The following is a 22,505-nucleotide window of genomic DNA, read 5'->3' on the forward strand; positions in this document are numbered from 1 at the left end:
AAAGACTCAAAGAAAAAGAGTCATCCCGGGAGAAACGCCATGTGCCACCTGTTCGCCTCCCAGCCGCCCGAGACCTATGAGACGCATACGCGCTCGGTGAGGATCGGCGGCCATTCCACCTCGATAAGGCTCGAAGCGGTCTATTGGGACATCCTCGAGGAGCTTGCCGCCCACCAGAACATGTCGCTCGGCCGTTTCGTGACGCGGCTGCACGACGAGGTGCTGGACCTGCACGGCAACGTGCATAATTTCACCTCGCTGCTGCGCTGCTGCTGCCTGAAATACGTCGTCGAGCTGCGCCCCGCCGGGCAAGGCACGACGGCGCCTCCCTTCGGGCTGGTCGCCGCGGAGTGACGAGGGCGAATATTCGTCACGTACTGCAATAATACTACCCCGCCTGTTCCCGCGGCTCCTACCTTCGCCATGTTCTGAAACGGCAGGTTGGCGATGGCGTTGGGCGTTTGGTGGCGAGGGGCGGCTTGGGCATCGCTCTGCGTGGCGATGGGAACGATACCGGCGCGGGCCGCCGACGATCTGGCCGCGGCCCAGAAGCAGTTCCAGACCAGTTGCGGAACCTGCCATGTCGTCGACCCGAAGGGCGGTCCCAGGCAGGGCCCCAACCTCGCCGGCGTCTACGGGCGCAAGGCCGGCACCTATCCGGGCTATAAATATTCGGCTGCGCTCGCCGATGCCGGCTTCGTCTGGGACGCGGACAAGCTCGACCAGTGGATCGCCAACGCCCAGAAGTTCCGGCCTGGCTCGGTGATGCCTTACCGCCAGGCCGATCCTGCCAAGCGCAAGCTCGTCATCTTCTATCTGAAATCGCTCGGCGCAACGCAATAGGGGGCAGGCCATGGGCATGATCCACAGCATGATCCGGGTTCTCGACGAGACGCGCTCGGTGGAGTTCTACCGGGGCGCCTTCGGCTTCGACATCGCCGACCGCTACGATTTCGGCAGCTTCGTCCTCGTCTATCTCAGCAATGGCGAGAGCGGCTTCGAGCTGGAGCTGACGGTCAACAAGGGGCGCACCGAGCCCTATGCGCTCGGCGACGGCTACGGCCACCTCGCCGTCTCGGTCGAGAATCTGGAGGCCGCCCACGGCCATATGGCGGCCCTCGGCGCTTCGCCGGGCGACATCCGCACCCTGTCCCTGCCCGGCGGCGGCGAGGCGCGGTTCTTCTTCGTGCAGGATCCGGACGGCTACAAGATCGAGGTCCTGCAGCGGGGCGGGCGCTACAAATAGAGACGCCAAGACAAACAAGGACGTCGAGGGAGGACATCATGAAGGAAGACCGCCAGGGTCCGCACAAGGGCCCGCATCTGTCGCGCCGGCATTTCATGGCATCCGCCGCCGCGGGCGTCGCCGTCGTCGTCATCGGCGACGCGCTCTACTGCCCGAGCGAGGCCTGGGCGCTGGAGGCGACGTCGCTCAAGCCGGAAACCGTGCAGACCCTGATCAAGCTGTCGCGCGACCTCTATCCGCATGACCGGCTGGGCGACCGCTATTATGCCGTCGCCGTCAAGGATTTCGACGCGAAGGCCGCCCAGGACCCGGCTGCCAAGGCCCTGTTCGAGAATGGCGTGGTCATGCTGGACGGGCTCGCCGCCACCGCCCAGGCCTCGCGCTATGTCGATATCGGCTGGGAAGCCGACCGGGTGGCCCTGCTGCGCGGGATCGAGGCGACGCCCTTCTTCGGGGCGGTGCGCTCCGGCCTCGTCGTCAGCCTCTACAACCAGAAGGATGTCTGGTCGCTGTTCGGCTACGAGGGCTCCTCGGCCGACAAGGGCGGCTACATCAATCGCGGCTTCTCCGACATCGACTGGCTCTGACGGCAGCGCCGACGGCGGACCGCTCCTTCATCCCCCTTCAATCCTGCCCGTACGGGCGCTGCGCGCCGCGTCGGGACCAGGCCTTCTTCAGGAAACGGAACCATGGCTGCTCCTTTTGACCTCAATGACGGCTCCGTCGTCGTGATCGTGGGCTCCGGCGCCGGCGGCGGCACGCTCGGGACCGAACTCGCCCTCAAGGGCGTCAAGACGGTGATCCTGGAAGCGGGATCGCGCTTCGAGATCGAAGATTTCGTCAATGACGAGTGGGACAGCTTCGCCCAGCTCGCCTGGAAGGACCAGCGCACCACCTCCGGATCGTGGCGGGTGCACAAGGACTTTCCCAATTTGCCGGCCTGGATCGTCAAGGCCGTGGGCGGCTCCACCGTGCATTGGGCCGGCGCCTCGCTGCGCTTCCAGGAGCATGAATTCAAGATCCGCTCGACCTATGGCGACCTGCCGGGCGCCAACCTGCTCGACTGGCCGATCACGCTCGCCGAGATGGAGCCCTATTACGCCAAGGCCGAGGACAAGATGGGGGTGACCCGCACCAACGGCATCCCGGGCCTGCCCGGCAACAACAATTTCAAGGTGCTGGAGGCCGGGGCGAAGAAGATCGGCTACAAGGAGGTCAGCACCGGGCGCATGGCGATCAACAGCCAGCCGCGCGACGGCCGGGGCTCCTGCCAGCAGATCGGCTTCTGCTTCCAGGGCTGCAAGTCGGGCGCCAAATGGTCGACGCTCTATGCCGAGATCCCGAAGGGCGAGGCGACCGGCAATCTGGAAGTCCGGCCCGACTGCCACGTCGTCAAGATCGAGCACGACGCGTCCGGCAAGGTGACCGGCGTCGTCTATGCCGACAAGGACGGCAAGATGCAGCGCCAGAAGGCGCGGGTCGTCGCCGTCGCCGGCAATTCGATCGAAAGCCCGAGGCTGCTGCTCAATTCCGCCTCGAACCTGTTCCCGGACGGCCTCGCCAATTCGTCCGGCCAGGTCGGGCGCAACTATATGCGCCACACCACCGGCTCGGTCTATGCCCTGTTCGACAAGCCGGTGCACATGTATCGCGGTACCACCATGGCCGGCATCGTCCGCGACGAGGCGCGCCACGACCCGTCCCGGGGCTTTGTCGGCGGCTACGAGTTCGAGACCATCTCGCTCGGCCTGCCCTTCATGGCGGCCTTCCTCGATCCGGGCGCATGGGGCCGCGAATTCACCTCGGCGATCGACGGCTACGACCACCTGGCAGGCATCTGGATCGTCGGCGAGGACATGCCGAGCGAGGACAACCGGATCAGCCTCCATCCGACGGCGAAGGACAAGTTCGGCATCCCCGTCGCCAATGTCAATTTCGACGACCACGCCAACGACGTCGCCATGCGCGAGCATGCCTACAGGCAGGGCCGCGCGATCTATGACGCGGTCGGCGCGATCCGCACCTTCCCGACGCCGCCCTATCCCTCGACCCACAATCTCGGCACCAACCGCATGAGCGCCAAGCCCTCGGACGGCGTCGTCAACAAATATGGGCAGACGCACGACATCAAGAACCTGTTCGTCTCCGACGGCAGCCAGTTCACCAGCGGCGCCGCGGAAAACCCGACCCTGACCATCGTCGCCCTGGCGATCCGCCAAGCCGAGCATATCCATCAGAGCCTCGGCAAGGGCGAAATCTGAGCTCCCGGAAGCGCGGACTTGGCGTCGCGGCAGGACGGAGAGGCCGCCATCACGCCGCGCGGTGATGGAACGCGACGCCAGCCAGCCCTTCTCCCCGCCTGCGGGGAGAAGGTGAGGATGAGGGGCTGCGCAACCAAGATGAGGCAGATGGTTGAGCCCGATCATGATGGCCTGCCTCGGTGCTGCCCCTCACCTCTATCCTCTCCCCGCCTGCGGGGCGAGGGACTTCGGCGTCGCGGGAGGATGGATAGGCTGCCGTCTCGCCGCGCGGTCATGAACGCGGTATTCCCTGGGGAGAGAACGAAAACATCGAATCGGAAGAAGATCAGCCCGGCTCATGGGGCCGCATCCATGGAGGGGTTGCGGCCTACCCCACCGGGTTCGGCAGATAGCCGACGAAACCGATGATCTTCCAGCCGCCGCCGATGCGGGTGCACAGATAGAGCGTCTGCCAGTCGATGACATCCGCGCCGCCGTCGAGCCGGGCGATGCGGCCGGCGAACTTCTTGTGGGCGACGGCGCGCTCGCCGGCGATCTCGATGTCGTGCAGCGTGGTGGCGCGGAACAGCGCCGCGCGCCGCGGCTCGGTATAGGCGGTGGCGGCGGAGAGGCGGGCCTGGCTCAGCCAGCGGTCGCGATAATCGTCTAGGCGGGGAAAGACCATCCGCCACGCATCGGGATCGGCGGAGCGCAGCGCGCTGAGGCCGAAGAAGCCGGGCGCGAGGAAATCCTCCGCGACCGCGTCCCAATCGGCGGCGAGGAAGGCCTCGATGTCGCGCCGGACCAGCATGTCCCAGAGGGCATGGCGATCGGCATCATCGGGGAAGGGATTGGTGTCGTCCATCGGTCGGGCCTCCCCCGGCGCCGGCAGGCCGCGGCAGCTTACAGCCGCGCGCCCGATTGCGGATCGAACACGTGGACATGCGCCGGATCGACGGTGAGGAAAAGCGTGTCGCCGGGCGTCGGCGCGATGCGTTCGCGGAACACGGCGCGGATCTGCGTGTCGTCGATGGTACCGAAGAGATGCGTCTCCGATCCTGTCGGCTCGACGACGCCGACGACGAAGGGAAAGCCCGTCTGCGCATCGGCGAGGCGGTAATGTTCCGGACGGATGCCGATCTCGACCGCCTGTCCGGACGTCGCGGCGGTGACGCCGAGCGGCAGCCGGAGGCCGCCCTTCGTGCGCAGGCCCGGGGCGCCGTCGCCTTTTTCCACCGTGCCCGGAATGAAGCTCATCGACGGCGAGCCGAGGAAGCTCGCGACGAAGCGGTTGGCCGGGCTGTCATAGAGTTCGAGCGGCGAGCCGACCTGCTCGATCCGGCCGGCATTCATCACCACGATGCGGTCGGCCATGGTCATGGCCTCGATCTGGTCGTGGGTGACGTAGACGATGGTGGTCTTCAAATCCTGGTGCAGCGCCTTGATCTCGGTGCGCATCTGCACGCGCAGCTTGGCGTCGAGGTTCGACAGCGGCTCGTCGAACAGGAAGAGGTCTGGTTGGCGGGTGATCGTGCGCCCCATGGCGACGCGCTGGCGCTGGCCGCCGGACAATTGGCGGGGATAGCGGTCGAGATAGTCGTGCAGGTTGAGGATGCCGGCGGCCTTCTGCACCCGCGTCTCGATCGAGGCCGCGCTTTCGCCGCGCATGCGCGGGCCGAAGCCGATATTGGCGCGCGTCGTCATGTGCGGGAACAGGGCGTAGCTCTGGAACACCATGGAGATGTTGCGCTTCTGGGGCGAGAGCCGGTTGGCGAGCCGGTCGCCGATCCACAATTCGCCGCCCGAGATGTCGTCGAGGCCCGCGATCATGCGCAGCAGGGTCGACTTGCCGCAGCCGGAGGGGCCGACCAGCACCACGAATTCGCCGTCGCCGACCTCAAGGTCGATGCCGTGCAGGATGGTGGCGCTGCCATAGCGCTTCTGCAGCGATCGGACCTGCAAGCCTGCCATTTCATGCCTCCTTGTCGATGATGTCGCGCACGAAGCGCAGATTGCCGGCCATCAGGCCGCCGTCCACCGGCAGCACCGCGCCGGTGATGCCGGAGGCCAGCGGCGAAGACAGGAAGACGGCGGCGTTCGCCACTTCCGAGGGATTGACCATCCGGCCGATCGGATAATGGCCGGCCACGTTCTGGCGGGTGGCGGGATCGCGGGCGAAGCGATGGTCCCACGCCCGCGTCAGCACCGAGCCGGGGCAGATCACATTGGCCCTGATGCCGTCGGCGCCTTTTTCCACGGCGATCGCCTTCGCATAGGCGAGCAGCCCCGCCTTCGCCGCCGAATAGGCCGGGTTGCCGTGGTGGGCGAGGGCATTGACGGAGGAGATGAACACCACCGCGCCGCCGCCACGGGCCGCCATCGCCGCGATGATGGGCGTGGTCACGTGATAGGCGCCGGTGAGATTGACGGCGATCTCGCGATCCCAGGCGGCGTCGTCGACCTGGGGCAGCGTCTCGGCGCGCGTATAGCCGGCATTGTTGACGAGGATGTCGGGCGCGGCCCCGGCCTCGAGGAGGCCGGCGATCGCGGCGGCGCAGGCGGCGGTATCGGTGAGTTCGAAGACGAGCCGATGCTCGAGATCGAGGCCCTCCAGCATGGCGGCGCTCTGGTCGGCACCGGAGACGACGGCGCCTGCCTGGCGGAACGCGGCGACCAGGGCCCGGCCGATGCCGCCGCCGGCGCCGGTGACCAGGACGCGGCGGCCGGCGAGGCCGAAGGGATCCGCGACGGGCGGGGAAGGGGCGGCGTCGTTCGTTTCAGGCATAAGGACAGGCACCATCATCGGGCAGGGGCGTCAGACTATGCATACATCCGCACGGAATTAAATGTGGATTCTGGCGGGCCGCACCCGGCGTCCGGTATCATGGTCCGGTCTCGACTCCGCTCTTGCATGCCGTCCGATAACGTTGAACAGTAGGGGCCTCATGCGGGCACGAAGCGCGCGGGGCGCGGACACGACAGAGCCGCAAGTCATCACAGTTTCGACGGGGATGCTTCATGAAGACGATTGGACGGTCGGTCATGCTGATGGCGGGCGTCAGCCTCCTGGCCTGCGCCTCGGCGCAGGCAGGCACGGTGCGCGTGACCATTGCCGAATATTCGAAGGGAACGGGCCCTTATTTCGAAGCGGCGGCGAAGGCCTTCGAGGCCAAGAATCCGGGCACCACGATCAAGCTCGAAGTCGTGCCGTGGGACAATCTGCAGCAGAAGCTGACGACGGACATTTCGGCCGGCACCAATGCGGACATGTCGATCATCGGCACGCGCTGGCTGCTGGATTACGTGTCGCAGGGCCTCGTCACGCCGCTCGACAGCTATATCACGCCCGACTTCAAGGCCCGCTTCATCCCCACCTTCCTGTCGCCCTCGGTGATGGGCGGCAAGACCTACGGCCTGCCGATCGCCGCCTCCGCCCGCGCGCTCTACTACAACAAGGACGTGTTCGCGAAGGCCGGCATCACGGAGCCGCCGAAGACCTGGGCCGAATTCGAGGCGGATGCCGCCAAGATCAAGGCGGCGACGCCGGACGTCGCACCCTTCGGCCTGCAGGGCAAGGAAATCGAGACCGACGTCTATTTCTATTACGGCATGTGGTCCTATGGCGGGGAGATCGTCAAGGACGGCAAGTCGGGCCTCGACAGCCAGGCGGCGATCGACTCCGCCAAGCTCTATAAGAGCTTCATCGACAAGGGCTATACCGAGCCGGGCGTGACCTCCTACAACCGCGAGGACGTGCAGAACCTGTTCAAGCAGGGCAAGGTCGCCACCGTGATCACCGCGCCCTTCCTCTCCAGCCAGATCAAGACCGATGCGCCGAAGCTCAATTACGGCGTGGCGCCGATCCCGGCCGGTCCGTCGGGTGACCAGGGCACCTATGGCGTGACCGATTCGATCGTGCTGTTCGACAATTCCAAGGTGAAGGACGAGGCGTTCAAATTCCTCGATTTCCTGTTCACCACCGAGAACCGGACAGAGTTCGACAAGGTCGAAGGCTTCCTGCCGGTCAACGCCAAGGAAGCGTCCGACCCGCTCTTCGCCGACAATGCCGACCTGAAGGTGTTCGCCTCGCTCCTGCCCAAGGCGCGCTTCGCGCCGGTCATTCCGGGCTGGGAGGAGATCGCGCAGATCACGTCCAACGCCGTCCAGAAGATCTATCTCGGCCAGGGCGACATCGAGGGTACCCTCAAGGCGACGGCGGCGCAGGCCAACGACATCCTCTCCAAGAAGTGAGCGGGTGGGCGTTTCCGGGTGCTCGCATGGTCTTGTCCATGGGCACTGAGATAAACGCATAAGCTTCCTTCTCCCGTTCGGGCCTCCGCATTTCCGTCGGAAATGCTCGATGTCCCGAACGGGGGATGAGAGACCGAACCGCGGCGAGGAAAGCTCGACGAACGTGCTTCGCCTCGTCGAAGGCCAGACCCTCGTCCGGCGCTGCGCGCCACCTTCTCCCCTTCGGGAGCAGGAAAACCGCGCCACTTTCCCTTCCGGAGACGACAGCCGATGGGCCGCCGGGCCACACCCTATTTCCTGATCCTGCCCAGTTTCCTGATGGCGGCCTTCATCATCCTCTGGCCGCTCTACCAGATCGGCCAGATCTCGCTGCACGACGTCAACCGCTTCGGCATGCTGCGCGAATTCTCCGGGCTGGCCAATTTCCAGGCCCTGTTCGCCGATCCCGATTTTCTCGCGGCGCTGTGGCGGACGCTGATCTGGACCCTCGGGGTGGTGCTCGGCACCCTGATCGTCTCCGTGCCGATCGCGCTGATCCTGAACGACGACTTCTATGGGCGCAGCATCGCTCGCGTCATCATCATGCTGCCCTGGGCGGTGTCGCTGGCGATGATGGCGATCGTCTGGCGCTGGGCGCTCAACGGCGAGAGCGGCATGCTCAATTCGGGCCTGCGCGGCCTCGGCCTGATCCACACCAACATCGAATGGCTGGCGCAGGGCTCGACCGCCTTCCCGATGCAGATCCTCATCGGCATCCTCGTCTCGATCCCCTTCACCACCACGATCTTCCTCGGCGGCCTCTCCTCGGTGCCGGACGAGCTCTACGATGCCGCCGCGGTCGAGGGGGCCGGCCGCTGGCAGCAGTTCCGCCACATCACCCTGCCCTTGCTCCGGCCCTTCATCAACATCGCCCTCGTCCTCAACGTCATCTACGTGTTCAATTCCTTCCCGATCATCTGGGTGACGACGCAGGGCGGGCCCGCCAACTCCACCGACATCCTCGTCACCTATCTCTACAAGCTCGGCTTCCGCATCGGGAAGCTCGGCGAGGCCTCGGCCGTCTCGATGATCACCTTCGGGCTGCTGCTGGTCTTCACCATCATCTATGTCCGCCTGGCGATGCGCGAGGAGAAAGACGCGTGAAGAAGCTCAAGCGCTCCATCCTCTACTGGATCCTGCTCTCGCCCATCGTCGTGCTCACGCTGTTTCCCTTCGCCGTGATGTTCATCACCGCGATCAAGCCGGCGACCGAGATGCTGTCGCCGACCTGGTGGCCGGACCAGCCCGCCTTCGCCAATTTCATCACCATGTTCGGCGAGACCAATTTCGGCCAGGCCCTCCTGAACTCGCTGATCGTCGCGGTGAGCACGACGGTGATCACCATCCTGATCGCCATTCCCGGCGGCTACGCCCTCAGCCGCTACCGCTTCGGCGCGCGCAGCGCCTTCCGGCAATTCCTGCTGATCTCGCAGATGCTGTCGCCGATCGTGCTGGTGATCGGCCTGTTCCGCCTCATCGTCTGGCTGGGGCTGATCGACAATCTCGCCGGCCTCGTCTTCGTCTATATCGGCTTCAACGTCGCCTTCGCCGTATGGATGCTGCAGAGCTATTTCTCCACCATCCCGAAGGACCTGGAGGAGGCGGCCTGGATCGAGGGCGCCAGCCCGTGGCGCACGCTCGTCAGCGTGTTCCTGCCGCTCGCCGTCCCGGCCATGGTGGTGACGGCGATCTTCACCTTCATCGCGTCGTGGAACGAGTTCATCCTGGCGCTGACCATGCTGCGCAGCGCGAACGGCTACACCTTGCCTCTGCAGATCTTCAATCTGGTCTCGCGCTATACCGTGGAGTGGAACTTCGTGATGGCGGCGGCCTTCGCGGCGACCATCCCGGTGGCGATCGTCTTCGCCTGGCTGCAGCGCTATCTGATGCGGGGCCTTGCGCTCGGGGCGGTGAAATAGGCTAGAGAGAGGAAACCTTCCTCCACCGGTCTGACCCCATGCGTATCTTCACCGCTTCCTTCGCCACCGAGACCAACACCTTCTCCCCCGTGCCGACCGACCGGGCGAGCTTCGAAATGGCGTTCTACGCGCCGCCCGGGCAGCATCCGGAGACGCCGACGCTGTGCTCCTCGCCGATGGTGGTGCTGCGCCGCCGGGCGCAAGAGGAAGGCTTCACGCTGATCGAGGGCACCGCGACCTGGGCCGAGCCCGGCGGCCTGCTGCAGCGCCAGGCCTATGAGGGCCTGCGCGACGAGATCCTCGCCCAGCTCCGGGCCGCGCTGCCGGTCGACGGCGTCGTGCTCGGCCTGCACGGCGCCATGGTGGCGCAGGGCTATGACGACTGCGAAGGCGATCTCCTCGCCCGCATCCGGGACATCGTCGGGCCCGGCGTGCTGATCGCCGCCGAACTCGACCCGCACAGCCATCTGACCAGGAAGCGCGTCGCCAATGCCGACATCCTCGCTTCCTTCCTCGAATTTCCGCATACCGATTTCCTCGAGCGCGGCGAGCATGTCGTCGACCTCGCCTTGCGCACGCTGCGCGGCGAGATCCGGCCGATGATCTCCACCTTCGACTGCCGCACGATCGACGTCTTCCCGACCAGCCGGGAGCCGATGCGCTCCTTCGTCGACCGCATGAAGGCCCTGCAGGGGCAGGACGGCATCCTCTCGGTGTCGCTGATCCACGGCTTCATGGCGGCGGACGTGCCGGAACTCGGCACGCAGGTGCTGGTGGTGACCGACGGCGACAAGGCGAAGGGCGACGCGCTGGCACGCCGCCTCGGCCTCGAAGTGTTCGGCCTGCGCGGGCGTACCATGATGCCGATGGCCGGCATCGACGCGGGGCTCGACCAGGCCGCGGCGCTGGCCGCCACCAGGCCCGGGCGGCCGGTGGTCGTCGCCGATGTCTGGGACAATCCCGGCGGCGGCGTCGCCGGCGACGGCACGCTCATCCTGCGGCGCATGTTGGAGCGCGGCATGGACAATTTCGCCGTCGCCACCCTGTGGGACCCGATCGCGGTGACGTTCTGCCTGGCGGCCGGCGAGGGCGCCCGCATCATGCTGCGCTTCGGCGGCAAGGCCGGCCCGGCGGGCGGCGCGCCCATCGACGCGATGGTGGAGGTCCGCCGCGCGGTGACGGAAGGCTGGCAGAGCTTCGGGGCGAGCCGCGTCACGCTCGGCCCGGCCGCCGTCATCCGCCCCGAGGGCACGGACATCGACATCATCCTCAACACCAACCGCACGCAGACCTTCGAGCCGGACATCTTCTCCAATCTCGGCATTGATCCGATGGCCAAGGACATCCTGCTGGTCAAGTCCACCAACCATTTCCATGCCGGCTTCGCGCCGATCGCCGCCGACATCGTCTATATCGACGCCGGCGCGCCCTATCCCTCCAACCCGCGCGTGACCGATTACCGCAAGCTTTCCCGCGAGATCTGGCCGCGCATCGAGAATCCGCACGGGTAAGCCCCGGAGCGCGGACTTGCCGTCCGCGCTCCGGATTCGACTCGACAAGCCGTCGTTTCCTGATAGTTATGTACAGAACAAAAAGGGAACATCGTCATGAAGCTCGGCTATGTCATTCTCTACGTCCCCGATGTCGCGAAGGCGGTCGCCTTCTACGGGAAGGCCTTCGGGCTGGACGCCCGCATGGTCGCCGAAGGCGGCGCGTTCGCCGAATTGAAGACGGGCGAGACGGCGCTGGCCTTCGCCGAGGAAGACATGGTCGAGACGATGACCGGGGAGTTCCGGCGCAACCGGCCGGACGGCGTGCCGGCCGGCGCCGAGATCGGCCTGGTGGTCGAGGATGTCGCGCAGGCCTATTGGAAGGCGCTCGACGCCGGTGCGGTCGGCGTGGCGCCCCCGAAGGAGAAGCCCTGGGGCCAGGTCGTCGCCTATGTGCGCGACCTCAACGGCTTCCTGGTCGAGATCTGCACGGCAGCGTAGACCCTGGGACCGCAGGCGTCTCGCCCATAAGCGCTAACTTTGCCGACAATAGCGCGATTTTCCTTCTCCCATGCGGGACTTCGCATTTCCTGCGGAAATGCTGGGGGTGGCGCGAAGCGCCGGATGAGGGTCTGGACTTGTGCAATTCCAGCGCGACTATTGAGCTATCTGCGTTGACGTTTAGACCCTCATCCCCCTACCGGGACCTTCTCCCGAACCGGGAGAAGGCGGGTATTTCTGTTATGTTAGCGCATATGGGCTGGAAGCCTGCGGTCCCGGGAGCGTCAGTGCCGGAAATGCCGGGTGCCGGTGAAGACCATGGCGAGGCCGGCGGCGTCGGCGGCGGCGATCACCTCGGCGTCGCGCTGCGAGCCGCCCGGCTGGATCACCGCGGTCGCCCCGGCGGCGACGGCGGCCTGGAGCCCGTCCGCGAAGGGGAAGAAGGCGTCGGAGGCGACGACCGAGCCCTTGGTGAGGGTTTCGTCCAGGCCGGCGAGCCTTGCCGCATCCTCCGCCTTCGAGGCGGCGATGCGGGCCGAATCGACGCGGCTCATCTGGCCGGCGCCGATGCCGACGCTGGCGCCGGCCTTGGCATAGACGATGGCGTTCGACTTGACATGCTTGGCGACGCGGAAGGCGAAGCGCAGATCGGCCATCTCCTGCTCGGTCGGGGCGCGCCGGGTCACGACCTTCAGCGTCATGTCGTCGACGACGGCGTTGTCGCGCGACTGCACCAGCAGCCCGCCCGCCAGCGTCTTGGCGGTGAGGCCGGGGGCGCGCGGGTCGGGCAGTCCGTCGGTGACGAGCAGGCGCAGGTTCTTCTTGGCGGAGAGGATGGCGATGGCCTCCGGGCTGGCGGCCGGCGCCACGATCACCTCGGTGAAGATCTCGACGATCCTGCGGGCCGTGTCGGCGTCCAGCGTGCGGTTCACGGCGATGATGCCGCCGAAGGCCGAGACCGGGTCGCAGCGCAGCGCCTTCTCATAGGCCTCCGCCAGGGTCGGCGCCTCGGCGACGCCGCAGGGATTGGCATGCTTGACGATGACGACGGCGGCCGAGCGCGCCGGGTCGAACTCCGCCACGCATTCGAACGCCGCGTCGGTGTCGTTGAGGTTGTTGTAGGAGAGCGCCTTGCCCTGCAGCTGCCGCGCCGTCGCCACGCCGGAGCGCCTGTCGGGCGTGGTGTAGAACGCCGCGCTCTGGTGCGGGTTCTCACCATAGCGCAGGGCCTCGGCGAGCGTGCCGCCGACGGCGCGGAAGGTCGGGGCCTCCTCGCCGAGCTCGGCCATGAACCAGTTGGAGATCGCCGCGTCGTAGACGGCGGTGCGGGCATAGGCCTTGGCGGCGAGGCGCCTGCGCAGGCCGAGGGTGGTGGCGCCGCCGTTCTCGGCGAGATCGGCCAGCACCTCGTCATAATCGGCGACGTCGACGACGACGGTGACGTCGTCATGGTTCTTGGCGGCGGCGCGGATCATCGCCGGGCCGCCGATGTCGATGTTCTCGATGAGATCCTCGAAGCTGCCGCCGCGCGCGAGCGTCGCCTCGAAGGGATAGAGGTTGACGACGAGCAGGTCGATCGGGCCGATGCCGTGCGCCGCCATCGCCGCGCGGTGCGCCTCGTTGCCGCGGATGGCCAGCAGGCCGCCATGCACGGCCGGATGCAGGGTCTTGACGCGGCCGTCCATCATTTCCGGGAAGCCGGTGAGATCGGAGACGTCGCTGACGGCGAGGCCGGCCTCGACCAGCGCCTTGCGCGTGCCCCCGGTGGAGACCAGCGCCACGCCGCGCTCGGCGAGCCCGCGGGCGAAGTCGATCAGGCCGGTCTTGTCGGAAACGGACAGGAGCGCGCGGGTGATGGGGGATGAGGTCAAGGATCGGTCTCCATTGTCTGTCCGGCGGGCAGGCCGGCCCGCCGCCGTGCCGCGATGCGAGCGCACGGCGTATCGCGCCGCGGCCAGGAAGGCAACGCCCCGTGATTTCGTCCCTTGCCTGGATGGGCCTAGAGCAAAGCGCGTTTAGGCAGAAGCGGCGCTTTGCTCTAGCTCTTTGTTTTTCGACGCGTCTTTGCGTTTTGCCGATTCCGGCAAAACACAAAACGCTTTAGACCGGCTCGGCCGGCAGGAAGGCCCAGGAGATGGTGTTTTCGCCGGGGGGCAGGGCGGTCACGATCTGGGTGGAGCGGCGCGGGCCTTCGGGGTTGGCCAGATGCGCCGTTTCGGCGAGGGTGAAGGGGACGTCGGCGAGGAAGAGCCATTCCTTGCCGTTGGGCAGGGTCAGCACGATCTGCGTGTCGCCATTGGCGGGGCGCGCCGCCACGGCGGGATGCAGGTGGAAGCGCAGCAGCACGGGCTGCGTGCCCTTCCAGGGCGCGCGCTTGCCGTCGTGGGACTTGCCATCGAGGAAGCTGTCGCGGCCTTCCAGCGCGCCGGTGATCTGGCTCAGCGTCAGCTCGCGCTGGTGGATCAGGCCGAATTCTCCTTCATAGCCGTCATGGGAGGCGGTGATGGCGATGGCGGCCGGCGTCGTCTCCCGCTTCACCGTCACCGTCCTCGGCCCCGAAAGGATGACCCTGCCGGCCATGCCGGGCTTGCGCGCGCCCTCGGCGAAGACGCTGGACGAGGTGTCGTTGACGATCGCGGTGGAATGGGCGCCGGTGGAGCGGGCGAGATGGCGCCAGTTTTCCCGCCCCTGCGCCGGCGCGCCGCAATTGACGACGATGCGGAAATTGTCGGCGGAGAACTCGAAGGAGAGCGTGCCGGCATGGGCGTTGTGGGAGACCGCGAGCGGCGGCGGCCGGCCGGTGTCGACGAGGAGTACGGCGCCGTTGCCTTCCACCCGCTGGTAGCCGCCATGGGGGGCGTTCTGCACCGGCTTGCCGCGCGCGTCGTCATAGGCGAGCAGCGTGGCGATCAGGTGGGTCTGGGTATAGCCCATGCCGTTGAAGGCCCCGAAGGCGCCGTCCGCATGCCGGAAGAAGCGCAGCATCGGCATCATGCGGTCGATGGCGCCGAGCAGTTCGGGCGGCGCGAGGACATTGCGGGCGGCGAAGGACTGGCGCAGCGGCAGGAGGTCGAGCAGGAGGTCGATGACCGCCTGCGGGTTGCGGCTGATATGGACGCCGTCCGACAGCACCTGGCGGCCGAGCTCGGCGGCCAGCCAGCGCGTCGCCGGCCGACGGAGGTTGACCTTGTCGGAGAAGCAGAGGCTCGCCTGCGCCGTGGCGATCGCGCAGGTCAGCCGCGGCATGCCGTCGGCGGAGGCGCTGCCGGCCTGCAGGAGGTAGCGTGCCTGCCACGCGATCGAGCGGACGAAGGCGCGGTGGAAGCCGCGGTCGGCCCCGTCCAGCACGAGCGGCGACTGGCTGATCCACGACAGCAGCCGCCGCGCGGTGAGCACGGGCTCCAGCACCTCGGGCTGGAACCGCAGGCTGGAGCGCACGAATTCGCCGATCAGGCGGCGGGCGGCGGTGCGGCCCGCGGTGCCGTCGGCGGCGCGCAGGTGGCGCAGCCAGGTGAAGCCGAGCAGCGTCTCGCGCCAGACCGGCGAGGGCGGCGTCACCACGAAGGGCGAGACTTCGTTGAGGTTGATGGTCTTGCCCGCGAAGGTGTAGCGGCCGGACACGATCTCGGCGGCGCGGGTCGGGTCCGAGGCGCGCAGGTCCTGCGGCGCGAGGAGCAGCTTTTCGGGATCGCCCCGTCCGAACCGCCAGCGCAGCAGCGGCGAGATGTAGAGACGTGCCAAAGCCCTGCGGCCGGACTGCCGGGCAGCCAACGAAGACAATCTGAGCTTCGCGCCGATCATGCCGCGGCTCATTCTCGGTGCAAACCTCCAGGAAGCGGTCCAGGGCCGGCGGCCGCCGGCGCCGTCATGTCTATCGCCAGATCGGCCGGAACAACGTCAGCCTTGTTGAACGCTGCTGTCCGATTGTGCAAGCCCTTCGCGCGGAAAACACGGGGCCGTCCTATGGTTTCGGGAGGGTTCTCCTCAGCCGGCGCGCCTGAGGCGGGCCGCGAAGAAGCCGTCCATGCCGCTCATCACCGGGTCGGGATCGGGCAGCAGCGAAGGCAGGGTACGAAGATACCCCTGCGGGGTGATCGCCCCCTCCAGGCCGCCGATATCGGCGGGCGTCACCGGCTCCAGGGTGAAGTGGCTCCCGCCGGCGAGCAGCCGGGCGATCTGGTCCTCGCCCTCCTCCGCTTCGAGCGAGCAGGTGCAATAGACGAGCAGGCCGCCGGGCTTCACCAGCTCGGCCATGCGCCCGAGCATGCGCCGCTGCAGGTCGGCGACGGCGGCGACGTCGCCGGCCGACTTGCTCCAGGCGACGTCGGGGTGGCGGCGGATGGTGCCGGTGGCGCTGCAGGGCGCGTCGAGGATGACGGCGTCGAAGGGCGCCGCCTTCCAGGCCAGGATGTCGGCGGCGGTGACGGCCGCCTCCAGGCCGAGGCGGCCGAGATTCTCGCGCAGGCGGATGAGCCGGTTCTCGGAGCGGTCCACCGCCGTGACCCTGGCCCCGGCTTGGGCGAGCTGCGCCGTCTTGCCGCCGGGCGCGGCGCAGAGATCGGCGACGGCGAGGCCCTCGACGCGGCCGAGCAGGCGGGCGGGCAAAGCGGCGGCGGCATCCTGCACCCACCACTGGCCCTCGGCATAGCCTTCGAGGGCGGAGACCGGGCCGTGATGGGCGAGGCGGACCGAGCCGGTCGGCAGCACGCGCCCGCCGAGCCGGTCGGCCCAGCCGGCCGCATCCGTCTTCACCGTAAGGTCGAGCGGCGGCTCGAAGCGCTGGGCGGCGGCGATCGCCCGCGCGGTGTCCTCGCCGTAGTGGCGGCGCCAGCGCTCGAGCAGCCAGGCGGGGGTGTCGGCCTCGGGCGGCACGGCGGCGAGGTGTTCGGCCTTCTGCGCCGAGACCTTGCGCAGCACCGCATTGGCGAGGCCGGAAAAGGCCTGCGCCCTGTCGTCCTGCCGGGCGAGCCGGATGGCGAGGTCGACGGCGGCATGGTCCGGCACGTCGAGGAACAGGATCTGCGCCGCCGCGGTGATCAGGATCGCCTCGAGCGGGCCGGACTTGCGCGGCATGCCCTTGGCCAGCAGCCCGTCGAGGATGGTGCCGATGGTGCCGTAGCGCCGCATGGCGACGCCGGCGATCATGCGGGCGAGGGCGAGGTCGCGCGGCTCCAGCGAACTCGCCTCGAAGGCGTCCTCCAGGGCGACGTTGCGGGCGAGCACGCCGTCGATCGCCCGCATGGCGAGGGCGCGGGCGGCGAGGCCGGGAACCTGGTCCGGGCGGGAGGAAGGAGAGGTGGGACGGGGCAAGGCGATGATCCGATGGGACCGTCTCCATAAAGGATCGGACCGGCGAGGGGAATGGCGGGACGCCCGCAAGCGCAAAATAGGCGCCGCGGCCCGGAGGGGTGATCCCCGATCGACCGTCTTCCCATCCCGCGAACGCCCCATCCCCAAGCCCGCGACCGGCAATCGCGCCTCCGGTTGCGCCGCGCGGCCCGAACCGCCTCGCGCGCTCTGGCCGTGCCGCCCGGCAATGCGCTATACCGAAGTCAGCTTCTGTTCACGCTTCTCGTGCAGGCTGTCGGTGGGGCACCCTCGATGACCGGTTCGCCGCTGGAAGGCGGCGAGCCCTCGCAAGACATTTCGACAGGAGAATTGGTCCCGTGCGGTTAACGTCTCTCCTTGCCACGGCGGTCACGCTCTTCGGCGCGCTCGCCATCGCCTTGTCGGCGCCCTCCTCGGCCGCGGCGCAGTCCTCGTCCGGCGTGCCGGCCTGGCTGCAGGCCCATATCGGGCCGGACGACGGCCAGATCGCCTGGCCGGTGCTGCAGCGGGCGCGGGCGCTCTATCTGCAGAAGCGGGCCGAGGGCGAGGTGCGCAATCCCTGCTACCTCGCGATGGACGCCACGCGCCCCGGCGATCTCGGCGGCGGCGTCCTGGGGCGGCGCTTCTACGTCATCTGCGAAGGCAACGGCGTGTTCCGCGCCATCTCGGCGGGCCATGGCGGCGGCCGCGATCTGAAGGGCGCCGTGAACTTCGCAAACGGCCGGCGCTGCGCCAAGAATTTCGGCAACGCCCAGGATTCGGAGCTGACGGCCGGCGGCGCCTATGTGACGGCCGACACCAAGACCTCCTTCAAGGGCTATTATCGCGTCTCGGCGACGCGGGAGGCCGCCTTCTTCCGCTCCTTCGTGCAGTTCGACGGCGAAGGCGAGGCCGCCAACGCCCGCCAGCGCGTCATCGGCGGCCATGCGGCCCGGCTGCTGGCGGGCCTGTGCCTGCGCAAGGCCCCGGGCAACCCCTATGCGGACCGCGACGGCTATGTGCCGGTCGGCAAGCTCAGGGATTACGCCGGCGGCCGCAGCAATGGCTGCACCAGCTGGTCGCCCGCGGACGCCCAGCAGATGATCCCGATGCTGCAGGGCAACCCGACGACGCTCTACATCTATCCCGAATCGCGCGACATCCGCGCCGTGGCGCAGGCGGTGGCGGGCGGCCGTTCCCCGGCGCAGGCCGGCTCCTACTGGAACGCCTCCTGCCTGAAGGAAATCGGCGCCCCGCGCTTCTGGCCGCGGCAGACGCTGGAGCCGATCATCGCGCAATACAAGCAGGACCACCCCGCCCCCCCGCCCCGCCCGCTGCCGATCTGCAAGGACCCGTGAGGGGAGGGGTGAGTGCGTGGAGGTAGATGCGGGCTCTGGCGCCGGCATTCCAGATTCTGGCGCTGACCCGCCGATCGGAGTGCGGAGACGGGCGTGGCAGGCTATCGACCGTCCGCAAGGCGAGCAAACGGCCTTGCTCCGTCCAGCTACATCACTTCCTGAGACACGATCACCGCTTTAGCAACCTGATCCGCAGTTCCCCGCTACGTGACTTTGCGATCGATCAGCTCCGCGCGCTCGATCCACCAGCGTTTGTGACCATCACGGAGTGCGGTGCGCACTTTGTCCAGATACCGGCGCCCCCGCGAGCTGTCGGCGGCGAGATCGACCAACTCCTTCCAGAGATTGCCATCGTCGACCACTGTCCCGAATTCGATTGGGGGCAGCTCCCGGTTGATGAAATTGTCTACGACGGCGTGACGGAGCTTTTCGCACTGATCCCAATCGCGCCATACCGACCCATATGGAAGTCGCTGCTTGGCGATGCGCCAAGCCTCGCTGGTGAGGCGCTCGGAGGCCAGGGCCTCGTGGAGACGTTGTACGGATAGGAAGAAGAGCCTGCCCGTCGACTCCGATCGCCATCCTCTGGCGCGGTTGAATAGGAAGGCGGCGAGCAGGTCCTCGGCCGACACGTCGTCCGTAGTCCTCGTGCGTTCGACGGCCGCCACCCATGGGTCAGTCCCTACGCTGTTCGGCACGGCGTCAGGGTCGAGGATTTCGGCGAGGATTAAAAGTAGTGGCCTGTGCGACAGCCTTCCGTCCACCATGCCTTCCGCTAGCTCGTTCGTCCGCTGTGCGATGGCGCGAACCCAGCCCATTCTTGAGCGGATACCGGCGACGTCCATCCCCGATAGGGCGGTCACCACCGGACCAATGCCGAAGCGCTCGACAACCACCTGCGAACTATCGTCGCGGCCCGCCTCCGCGAGCGCCCTTACGATAAGAGCCGAGTGATCCTGATCGGCATCAAGCGAGCGGATCAGACTGAAGGCGTCGATAGAGGTGACTCGCCAAAACGACGCGCGCTCGAGGACGTCCCGACGGGAAGAGAGCACCGCTGCGGCCGCGCCGGGCACGGCCTCGATGACGGCCACGAGATCATCGGTATCGACTTGCGGAAGCGCGGCTTCGACCGCCCTGTACAGCGGATCCTCGTGGGTGAGGCCGTCGGCGAGCAGATACGGCTTCCATCGCAGGAGAGCCCGACCGACGATGGCCGGCTCAATTCCAAGAAGGTCGCGGTCGGCCCGCACCTGCTGCAACGCGAAGTCGAAGAGTCTGGCGTCGTCCAGGTCCAATCGCGAAAGCACGACGCGAGCGGCCGCGGCGCGTCCCATGCGCCCCTGAGCCGAACCCAATCGGTCGAGTTCGGAAATGGCGTCCGCCAACCTTAATGGACCGGCATTCGGCTCCAACGCTACGTGCAGATGAACGAGCGGAACCATCGCCGCCCGGCCACTGGTGACGTCGGAACCCACGTCGCGCAAGAATTGCCGCAGGTCGGATCGAGCCGGCAACTTGAGGTCGTCGAGGAGGGTATCGACCCAGTCGCCCCGTTCGACCGCGGAAGCGATGACGCCTTCTGGAATCCTCGGGCGACTCGATCGGCCCGCGTCCATCAGCTGGAGGTCGAACACGTCAGCCGACGTAGAGCGATCGTCCGCCGCGAACGAGCAGAAGCGGAAGGCGCGCCGCAGTCGAGGCCACTGCTGCATCCAGATCGCCACCACGAGGCCGTCGTCGTCGGGACCTTCGCGTTCGGCGATGATCCTACTTCTCGGTTTGCCGTAGAGCGCGCTGACCCACCGCCCGACTCGCCCGAGATCGGGAGGTGGCACCGCCGTGGAAATTCTCGTCACCTCGACCTCCAGCCGGGAGGCGAAGCCGGAGCCGCCTCCCCCGGCAGGGCGCTGGAAGCACTTGAGCAGGCCGACCGCCGAGCCGAGGCGTGCGAGGTCCGCGAAGTCAATCAGGAGCGAGTGGGTCCACACGCACCCTGGCCTGCTCATTTCCGGAGCGGCCCACGTGCGGGCGAGCACGTACTTGCCCGATTCCGAGAGCGGGTAACCGGTGAGGTAACCACCCAACGGGATGCGACTTCCGCTGGCGGAGGCGTCGCTCAGCACCAACATCGTGCGTGCGTCAGGCTGCGGGAGCTTTAACGACCCGTTGATGAGACGGTGGCCCTCGCTGTAGCCGTGGAGCGCCTGATCGACCCTTATGCGGTCTCTGCTCAACGCATTAGCCATTGCAGCGGCTCGGTCAGATCGTTCGACTCCCGCTCGCCGAGGACTAGGCGAATGCGGTTGGCCGGTATGTCCACCTCACGCAGGCGGTTCGCATCGCGACGCTTCTGCGTCTTCTTCATCGGACCTTCACCCTCGGCCGGTTCTGAGTTGGCGTCGTTCCCATCGTACTCTCCGCCCTGGGCGCTGACGCCGTACACCCGGCTGGTCCAACCGTCGCGACCGGCTTCAAGGTACTGTGCGAGTAGGGGCAGCTTGGCCGCCAAGAAAGTGTCCGGCGTGAGCCTCTCTCCCTCGACCTTGTCCCAGGCGCTGATCATGACGACGATCCTGCGGCCGGCCCGTCCCACAGGAGCGTGCGAGATTAGCTGAAGCAGATCCACCAATTGCACCTGGGTCGGGGCAAGGCTCGGATGCCATTCCTTGGGAAGAGCCTGAGTCTTCTGCCTGCCCGTCGCCCTGCGTTGCGCCGCCCGTTCGGTGACCCAGGCGGGCGGCTTGATCTTGTTGCCATTGACTAGGAGCATGATATTACCGCCGGCGAGACTTTCTCCCAGCACGCGCCCGAGTTCGCGGTCCTCCCACATCGCGCGAAAGTCCTCGCCGGGCGCGTCGGGCATCACAACCTCGACCACGTTGCCGTCGCCGTCCTTAAGGTTCATCCTCACAGCGCTCAGGCCAGTGAGCCTAGTCCGCGCTTGTTCGGTTGCTCTTCGCCAGACTGTAACGATCTTGCGTAGGTAGCTGTGGTCGTTCTCCCCAATCGAGTCGAAGGATAGCACCTTCGCGATGCGACGTTCGTTCACTAGCTCCCATAGGGCCGCGAGGAAGGTCGTCTTGCCGGATTCGGGCAGGCCGATGATCGAAATGGAGACGCGTTGCTTGCCGCCTTCAGCCAAAGTCCGTCTCCTCGATCGCGAGGCCATCGAACACGCGACCACTACGGTAATGGACCCGTGCGCCCTTAGGTTCCGCGCTCGGCTTCATCCAGAAGTCCAGCATCTCGCCCAGCCCCGCGCCGCGCACGACGATCGTGTCCTTAGGCGAGGCGGAGGTGACGAACGAGCCGAATTCACCGAAGTGATCGGCGAACGCATCCCGGACACTGTCAGCGAGGGCGCGGAAGTCCTGCTCCACTCGGTCCTTGCGGGGCGAGATCTGCACCGCGTCGTTCTTGGTCAGTACGATAGCGAGGTTTGGTTTCCTCAGGAACGCGCCGTTTTCGATCATGCCCTGGATGATGAGCGGTATGGCGCCCATGACGTCCGCGCGATCGCTCGGCAATGCCAGCCGACGGCCGTCCACCAGCACGGTGATCACGTCCGCCCGCCGGAGTTCAAACATGCCGATGGCGTTCGCGGCGAGGTCGGCGACCTCCTCGTACTCCTCGCCCGACCGATCCGCGATCAGCAGTGACTGGAGCGCACCCTCGCGCCGGACGTCTATATGATAAAACCGAACCTCGCCTCGCTTGGTGCGCTCGGAGTGCGGCTCATCCCGATCCGACGCGACCCTCGCATCGTGGCATATGATCTCGAATCCGTGCAGCGTTGAGGATCCAGCGAAGGTGCAATCGGAGACCGGACCCAGCTGCAATAGGTCGAACAGGCCTGCGATTACGCTAGTTTTGCCGGAATCGTGAACACCTATCACGCCGATCATGCGTGAGGGCAGCATGGCGAGCACCTTGTCGGCGCGTCCGCTCTCGAGCGGGAGCGCATCGGGCAGGTGAACGCCGTCGAACGCGGCAGCAGCATTCTGACTGTCATCGTCTTGCTCGTCGTCGATCTCCTCGGGCTCCCTGCCGTAGTAGGGGCACTTGGCGAGATCATCCTGGCCTTCTACGCACTTGCCGCCTTGAGCGATGCGGCAGTCGCGGTTCGCGCAGATCACCTCTTCCTGAGCCAT

The 22,505-nt window shown here is 67.1% G+C and carries 20 protein-coding genes; 11 read left to right on the forward strand and 9 right to left on the reverse strand.

Annotation, left to right across the window (positions count from 1 at the left end):
* The first annotated feature begins 39 nt into the window (after positions 1 to 39).
* From J3R73_RS30770 to J3R73_RS30790, 5 genes are all read left to right on the forward strand, one after another.
* On the forward strand, positions 40 to 354 hold the full coding sequence (locus J3R73_RS30770) for a ribbon-helix-helix domain-containing protein (RefSeq protein WP_307436576.1): 315 nt from the start codon (positions 40 to 42) through the stop codon (positions 352 to 354).
* Between the two features lie 93 nt (positions 355 to 447).
* The gene (locus tag J3R73_RS30775; RefSeq protein ID WP_307436580.1) at positions 448 to 843 is read left to right on the forward strand and encodes a c-type cytochrome; all 396 of its coding nucleotides are present in this window, start codon (positions 448 to 450) and stop codon (positions 841 to 843) included.
* A gap of 10 nt (positions 844 to 853) precedes the next feature.
* Entirely contained in the window at positions 854 to 1,246 is a 393-nt protein-coding gene (locus J3R73_RS30780) for a VOC family protein (protein ID WP_307436582.1), read from the forward strand.
* A 38-nt stretch (positions 1,247 to 1,284) separates the two neighbouring features.
* Positions 1,285 to 1,833, forward strand: a complete 549-nt coding sequence (locus J3R73_RS30785) for a twin-arginine translocation signal domain-containing protein (RefSeq protein ID WP_307436585.1) — start codon at positions 1,285 to 1,287, stop codon at positions 1,831 to 1,833.
* 102 nt (positions 1,834 to 1,935) lie between these two features.
* The gene (locus J3R73_RS30790; protein WP_307436588.1) at positions 1,936 to 3,507 is read left to right on the forward strand and encodes a GMC family oxidoreductase; all 1,572 of its coding nucleotides are present in this window, start codon (positions 1,936 to 1,938) and stop codon (positions 3,505 to 3,507) included.
* Positions 3,508 to 3,874: 367 nt separating this feature from the next.
* Here the strand turns inward: J3R73_RS30790 and J3R73_RS30795 are convergent, their stop codons facing one another.
* The 3 genes from J3R73_RS30795 to J3R73_RS30805 are packed head-to-tail and all read right to left on the reverse strand — an operon-like array spanning position 3,875 to position 6,271.
* A complete protein-coding gene (locus J3R73_RS30795) occupies positions 3,875 to 4,351 on the reverse strand; it encodes a hypothetical protein (protein WP_307436591.1) in 477 nt (158 codons plus the stop codon).
* A gap of 38 nt (positions 4,352 to 4,389) precedes the next feature.
* Positions 4,390 to 5,457 carry an ABC transporter ATP-binding protein gene (locus J3R73_RS30800; RefSeq protein WP_307436593.1) on the reverse strand — a complete coding sequence of 356 codons (1,068 nt, stop codon included), beginning with the start codon at positions 5,455 to 5,457 and terminating at the stop codon, positions 4,390 to 4,392.
* Position 5,458: 1 nt separating this feature from the next.
* Positions 5,459 to 6,271, reverse strand: a complete 813-nt coding sequence (locus tag J3R73_RS30805; protein ID WP_307436596.1) for an SDR family oxidoreductase — start codon at positions 6,269 to 6,271, stop codon at positions 5,459 to 5,461.
* Positions 6,272 to 6,504: 233 nt separating this feature from the next.
* Here J3R73_RS30805 and J3R73_RS30810 point away from each other — a divergent pair, with 233 nt between their 5' ends.
* The 5 genes from J3R73_RS30810 (at position 6,505) to J3R73_RS30830 (ending at position 11,686) form a co-directional block, all read left to right on the forward strand.
* On the forward strand, positions 6,505 to 7,737 hold the full coding sequence (locus tag J3R73_RS30810) for an ABC transporter substrate-binding protein (RefSeq protein WP_307436600.1): 1,233 nt from the start codon (positions 6,505 to 6,507) through the stop codon (positions 7,735 to 7,737).
* A 270-nt stretch (positions 7,738 to 8,007) separates the two neighbouring features.
* Complete coding sequence (locus tag J3R73_RS30815; protein ID WP_307436602.1) at positions 8,008 to 8,880, forward strand: carbohydrate ABC transporter permease; 873 nt, start codon at positions 8,008 to 8,010, stop codon at positions 8,878 to 8,880.
* The gene (locus J3R73_RS30820; RefSeq protein WP_307436605.1) at positions 8,877 to 9,695 is read left to right on the forward strand and encodes a carbohydrate ABC transporter permease; all 819 of its coding nucleotides are present in this window, start codon (positions 8,877 to 8,879) and stop codon (positions 9,693 to 9,695) included. Before J3R73_RS30815 ends, J3R73_RS30820 begins: the two co-directional genes overlap by 4 nt.
* A 38-nt stretch (positions 9,696 to 9,733) precedes the next feature.
* On the forward strand, positions 9,734 to 11,206 hold the full coding sequence (locus tag J3R73_RS30825; protein ID WP_307436608.1) for a M81 family metallopeptidase: 1,473 nt from the start codon (positions 9,734 to 9,736) through the stop codon (positions 11,204 to 11,206).
* A gap of 96 nt (positions 11,207 to 11,302) precedes the next feature.
* A complete protein-coding gene (locus J3R73_RS30830) occupies positions 11,303 to 11,686 on the forward strand; it encodes a VOC family protein (protein ID WP_307436611.1) in 384 nt (127 codons plus the stop codon).
* Positions 11,687 to 11,970: 284 nt separating this feature from the next.
* On the opposite strand, the gene purH is transcribed toward J3R73_RS30830, so the two are convergent.
* The 3 genes from purH to J3R73_RS30845 all read right to left on the reverse strand — a co-directional run bounded on the left by purH (position 11,971) and on the right by J3R73_RS30845 (position 16,996).
* A complete protein-coding gene (gene purH / locus J3R73_RS30835; RefSeq protein ID WP_307436613.1) occupies positions 11,971 to 13,557 on the reverse strand; it encodes a bifunctional phosphoribosylaminoimidazolecarboxamide formyltransferase/IMP cyclohydrolase in 1,587 nt (528 codons plus the stop codon).
* A gap of 229 nt (positions 13,558 to 13,786) precedes the next feature.
* A complete protein-coding gene (locus J3R73_RS30840) occupies positions 13,787 to 15,487 on the reverse strand; it encodes a heparinase II/III family protein (RefSeq protein WP_307436616.1) in 1,701 nt (566 codons plus the stop codon).
* A 183-nt stretch (positions 15,488 to 15,670) separates the two neighbouring features.
* Positions 15,671 to 16,996 (reverse strand): RsmB/NOP family class I SAM-dependent RNA methyltransferase, encoded by a 1,326-nt coding sequence (locus tag J3R73_RS30845; RefSeq protein ID WP_307436619.1) that lies wholly within the window; start codon positions 16,994 to 16,996, stop codon positions 15,671 to 15,673.
* A gap of 356 nt (positions 16,997 to 17,352) precedes the next feature.
* On the opposite strand from J3R73_RS30845, the gene J3R73_RS30850 reads away from it, so the two are divergent.
* The gene (locus J3R73_RS30850; protein ID WP_307436621.1) at positions 17,353 to 18,351 is read left to right on the forward strand and encodes a hypothetical protein; all 999 of its coding nucleotides are present in this window, start codon (positions 17,353 to 17,355) and stop codon (positions 18,349 to 18,351) included.
* Positions 18,352 to 18,554: 203 nt separating this feature from the next.
* Here the strand turns inward: J3R73_RS30850 and J3R73_RS30855 are convergent, their stop codons facing one another.
* From J3R73_RS30855 to J3R73_RS30865, 3 genes are read right to left on the reverse strand one after another with little or no spacing between them, the layout of a single operon-like run.
* On the reverse strand, positions 18,555 to 20,600 hold the full coding sequence (locus tag J3R73_RS30855; RefSeq protein ID WP_307436624.1) for a GAP1-N1 domain-containing protein: 2,046 nt from the start codon (positions 20,598 to 20,600) through the stop codon (positions 18,555 to 18,557).
* Positions 20,585 to 21,496, reverse strand: a complete 912-nt coding sequence (locus tag J3R73_RS30860) for a TRAFAC clade GTPase domain-containing protein (protein WP_307436627.1) — start codon at positions 21,494 to 21,496, stop codon at positions 20,585 to 20,587. Before J3R73_RS30860 ends, J3R73_RS30855 begins: the two co-directional genes overlap by 16 nt.
* Positions 21,489 to 22,505, reverse strand: coding sequence for a TRAFAC clade GTPase domain-containing protein (locus J3R73_RS30865; RefSeq protein WP_307436630.1), 1,017 nt, complete (start codon positions 22,503 to 22,505; stop codon positions 21,489 to 21,491). The genes J3R73_RS30860 and J3R73_RS30865 overlap by 8 nt, the downstream gene beginning before the upstream one ends.

Source organism: Labrys monachus, assembly GCF_030814655.1.
GTDB classification, from domain to species: domain Bacteria; phylum Pseudomonadota; class Alphaproteobacteria; order Rhizobiales; family Labraceae; genus Labrys; species Labrys monacha.

Bases quoted from the DNA above. Each gene is read 5' to 3' on its own strand.
- J3R73_RS30855 (WP_307436624.1), bottom strand. From the start codon at position 20,600: ATGGCTAATGCGTTGAGCAGAGACCGCATAAGGGTCGATCAGGCGCTC.
- J3R73_RS30810 (WP_307436600.1), top strand. From the start codon at position 6,505: ATGAAGACGATTGGACGGTCGGTCATGCTGATGGCGGGCGTCAGCCTC.
- J3R73_RS30830 (WP_307436611.1), top strand. From the start codon at position 11,303: ATGAAGCTCGGCTATGTCATTCTCTACGTCCCCGATGTCGCGAAGGCG.
- J3R73_RS30800 (WP_307436593.1), bottom strand. From the start codon at position 5,457: ATGGCAGGCTTGCAGGTCCGATCGCTGCAGAAGCGCTATGGCAGCGCC.
- J3R73_RS30815 (WP_307436602.1), top strand. From the start codon at position 8,008: ATGGGCCGCCGGGCCACACCCTATTTCCTGATCCTGCCCAGTTTCCTG.
- J3R73_RS30805 (WP_307436596.1), bottom strand. From the start codon at position 6,271: ATGCCTGAAACGAACGACGCCGCCCCTTCCCCGCCCGTCGCGGATCCC.
- J3R73_RS30840 (WP_307436616.1), bottom strand. From the start codon at position 15,487: ATGATCGGCGCGAAGCTCAGATTGTCTTCGTTGGCTGCCCGGCAGTCC.
- J3R73_RS30775 (WP_307436580.1), top strand. From the start codon at position 448: ATGGCGTTGGGCGTTTGGTGGCGAGGGGCGGCTTGGGCATCGCTCTGC.
- J3R73_RS30785 (WP_307436585.1), top strand. From the start codon at position 1,285: ATGAAGGAAGACCGCCAGGGTCCGCACAAGGGCCCGCATCTGTCGCGC.
- J3R73_RS30770 (WP_307436576.1), top strand. From the start codon at position 40: ATGTGCCACCTGTTCGCCTCCCAGCCGCCCGAGACCTATGAGACGCAT.
- J3R73_RS30790 (WP_307436588.1), top strand. From the start codon at position 1,936: ATGGCTGCTCCTTTTGACCTCAATGACGGCTCCGTCGTCGTGATCGTG.
- J3R73_RS30825 (WP_307436608.1), top strand. From the start codon at position 9,734: ATGCGTATCTTCACCGCTTCCTTCGCCACCGAGACCAACACCTTCTCC.
- J3R73_RS30865 (WP_307436630.1), bottom strand. From the start codon at position 22,505: ATGGCTCAGGAAGAGGTGATCTGCGCGAACCGCGACTGCCGCATCGCT.
- J3R73_RS30780 (WP_307436582.1), top strand. From the start codon at position 854: ATGGGCATGATCCACAGCATGATCCGGGTTCTCGACGAGACGCGCTCG.
- J3R73_RS30795 (WP_307436591.1), bottom strand. From the start codon at position 4,351: ATGGACGACACCAATCCCTTCCCCGATGATGCCGATCGCCATGCCCTC.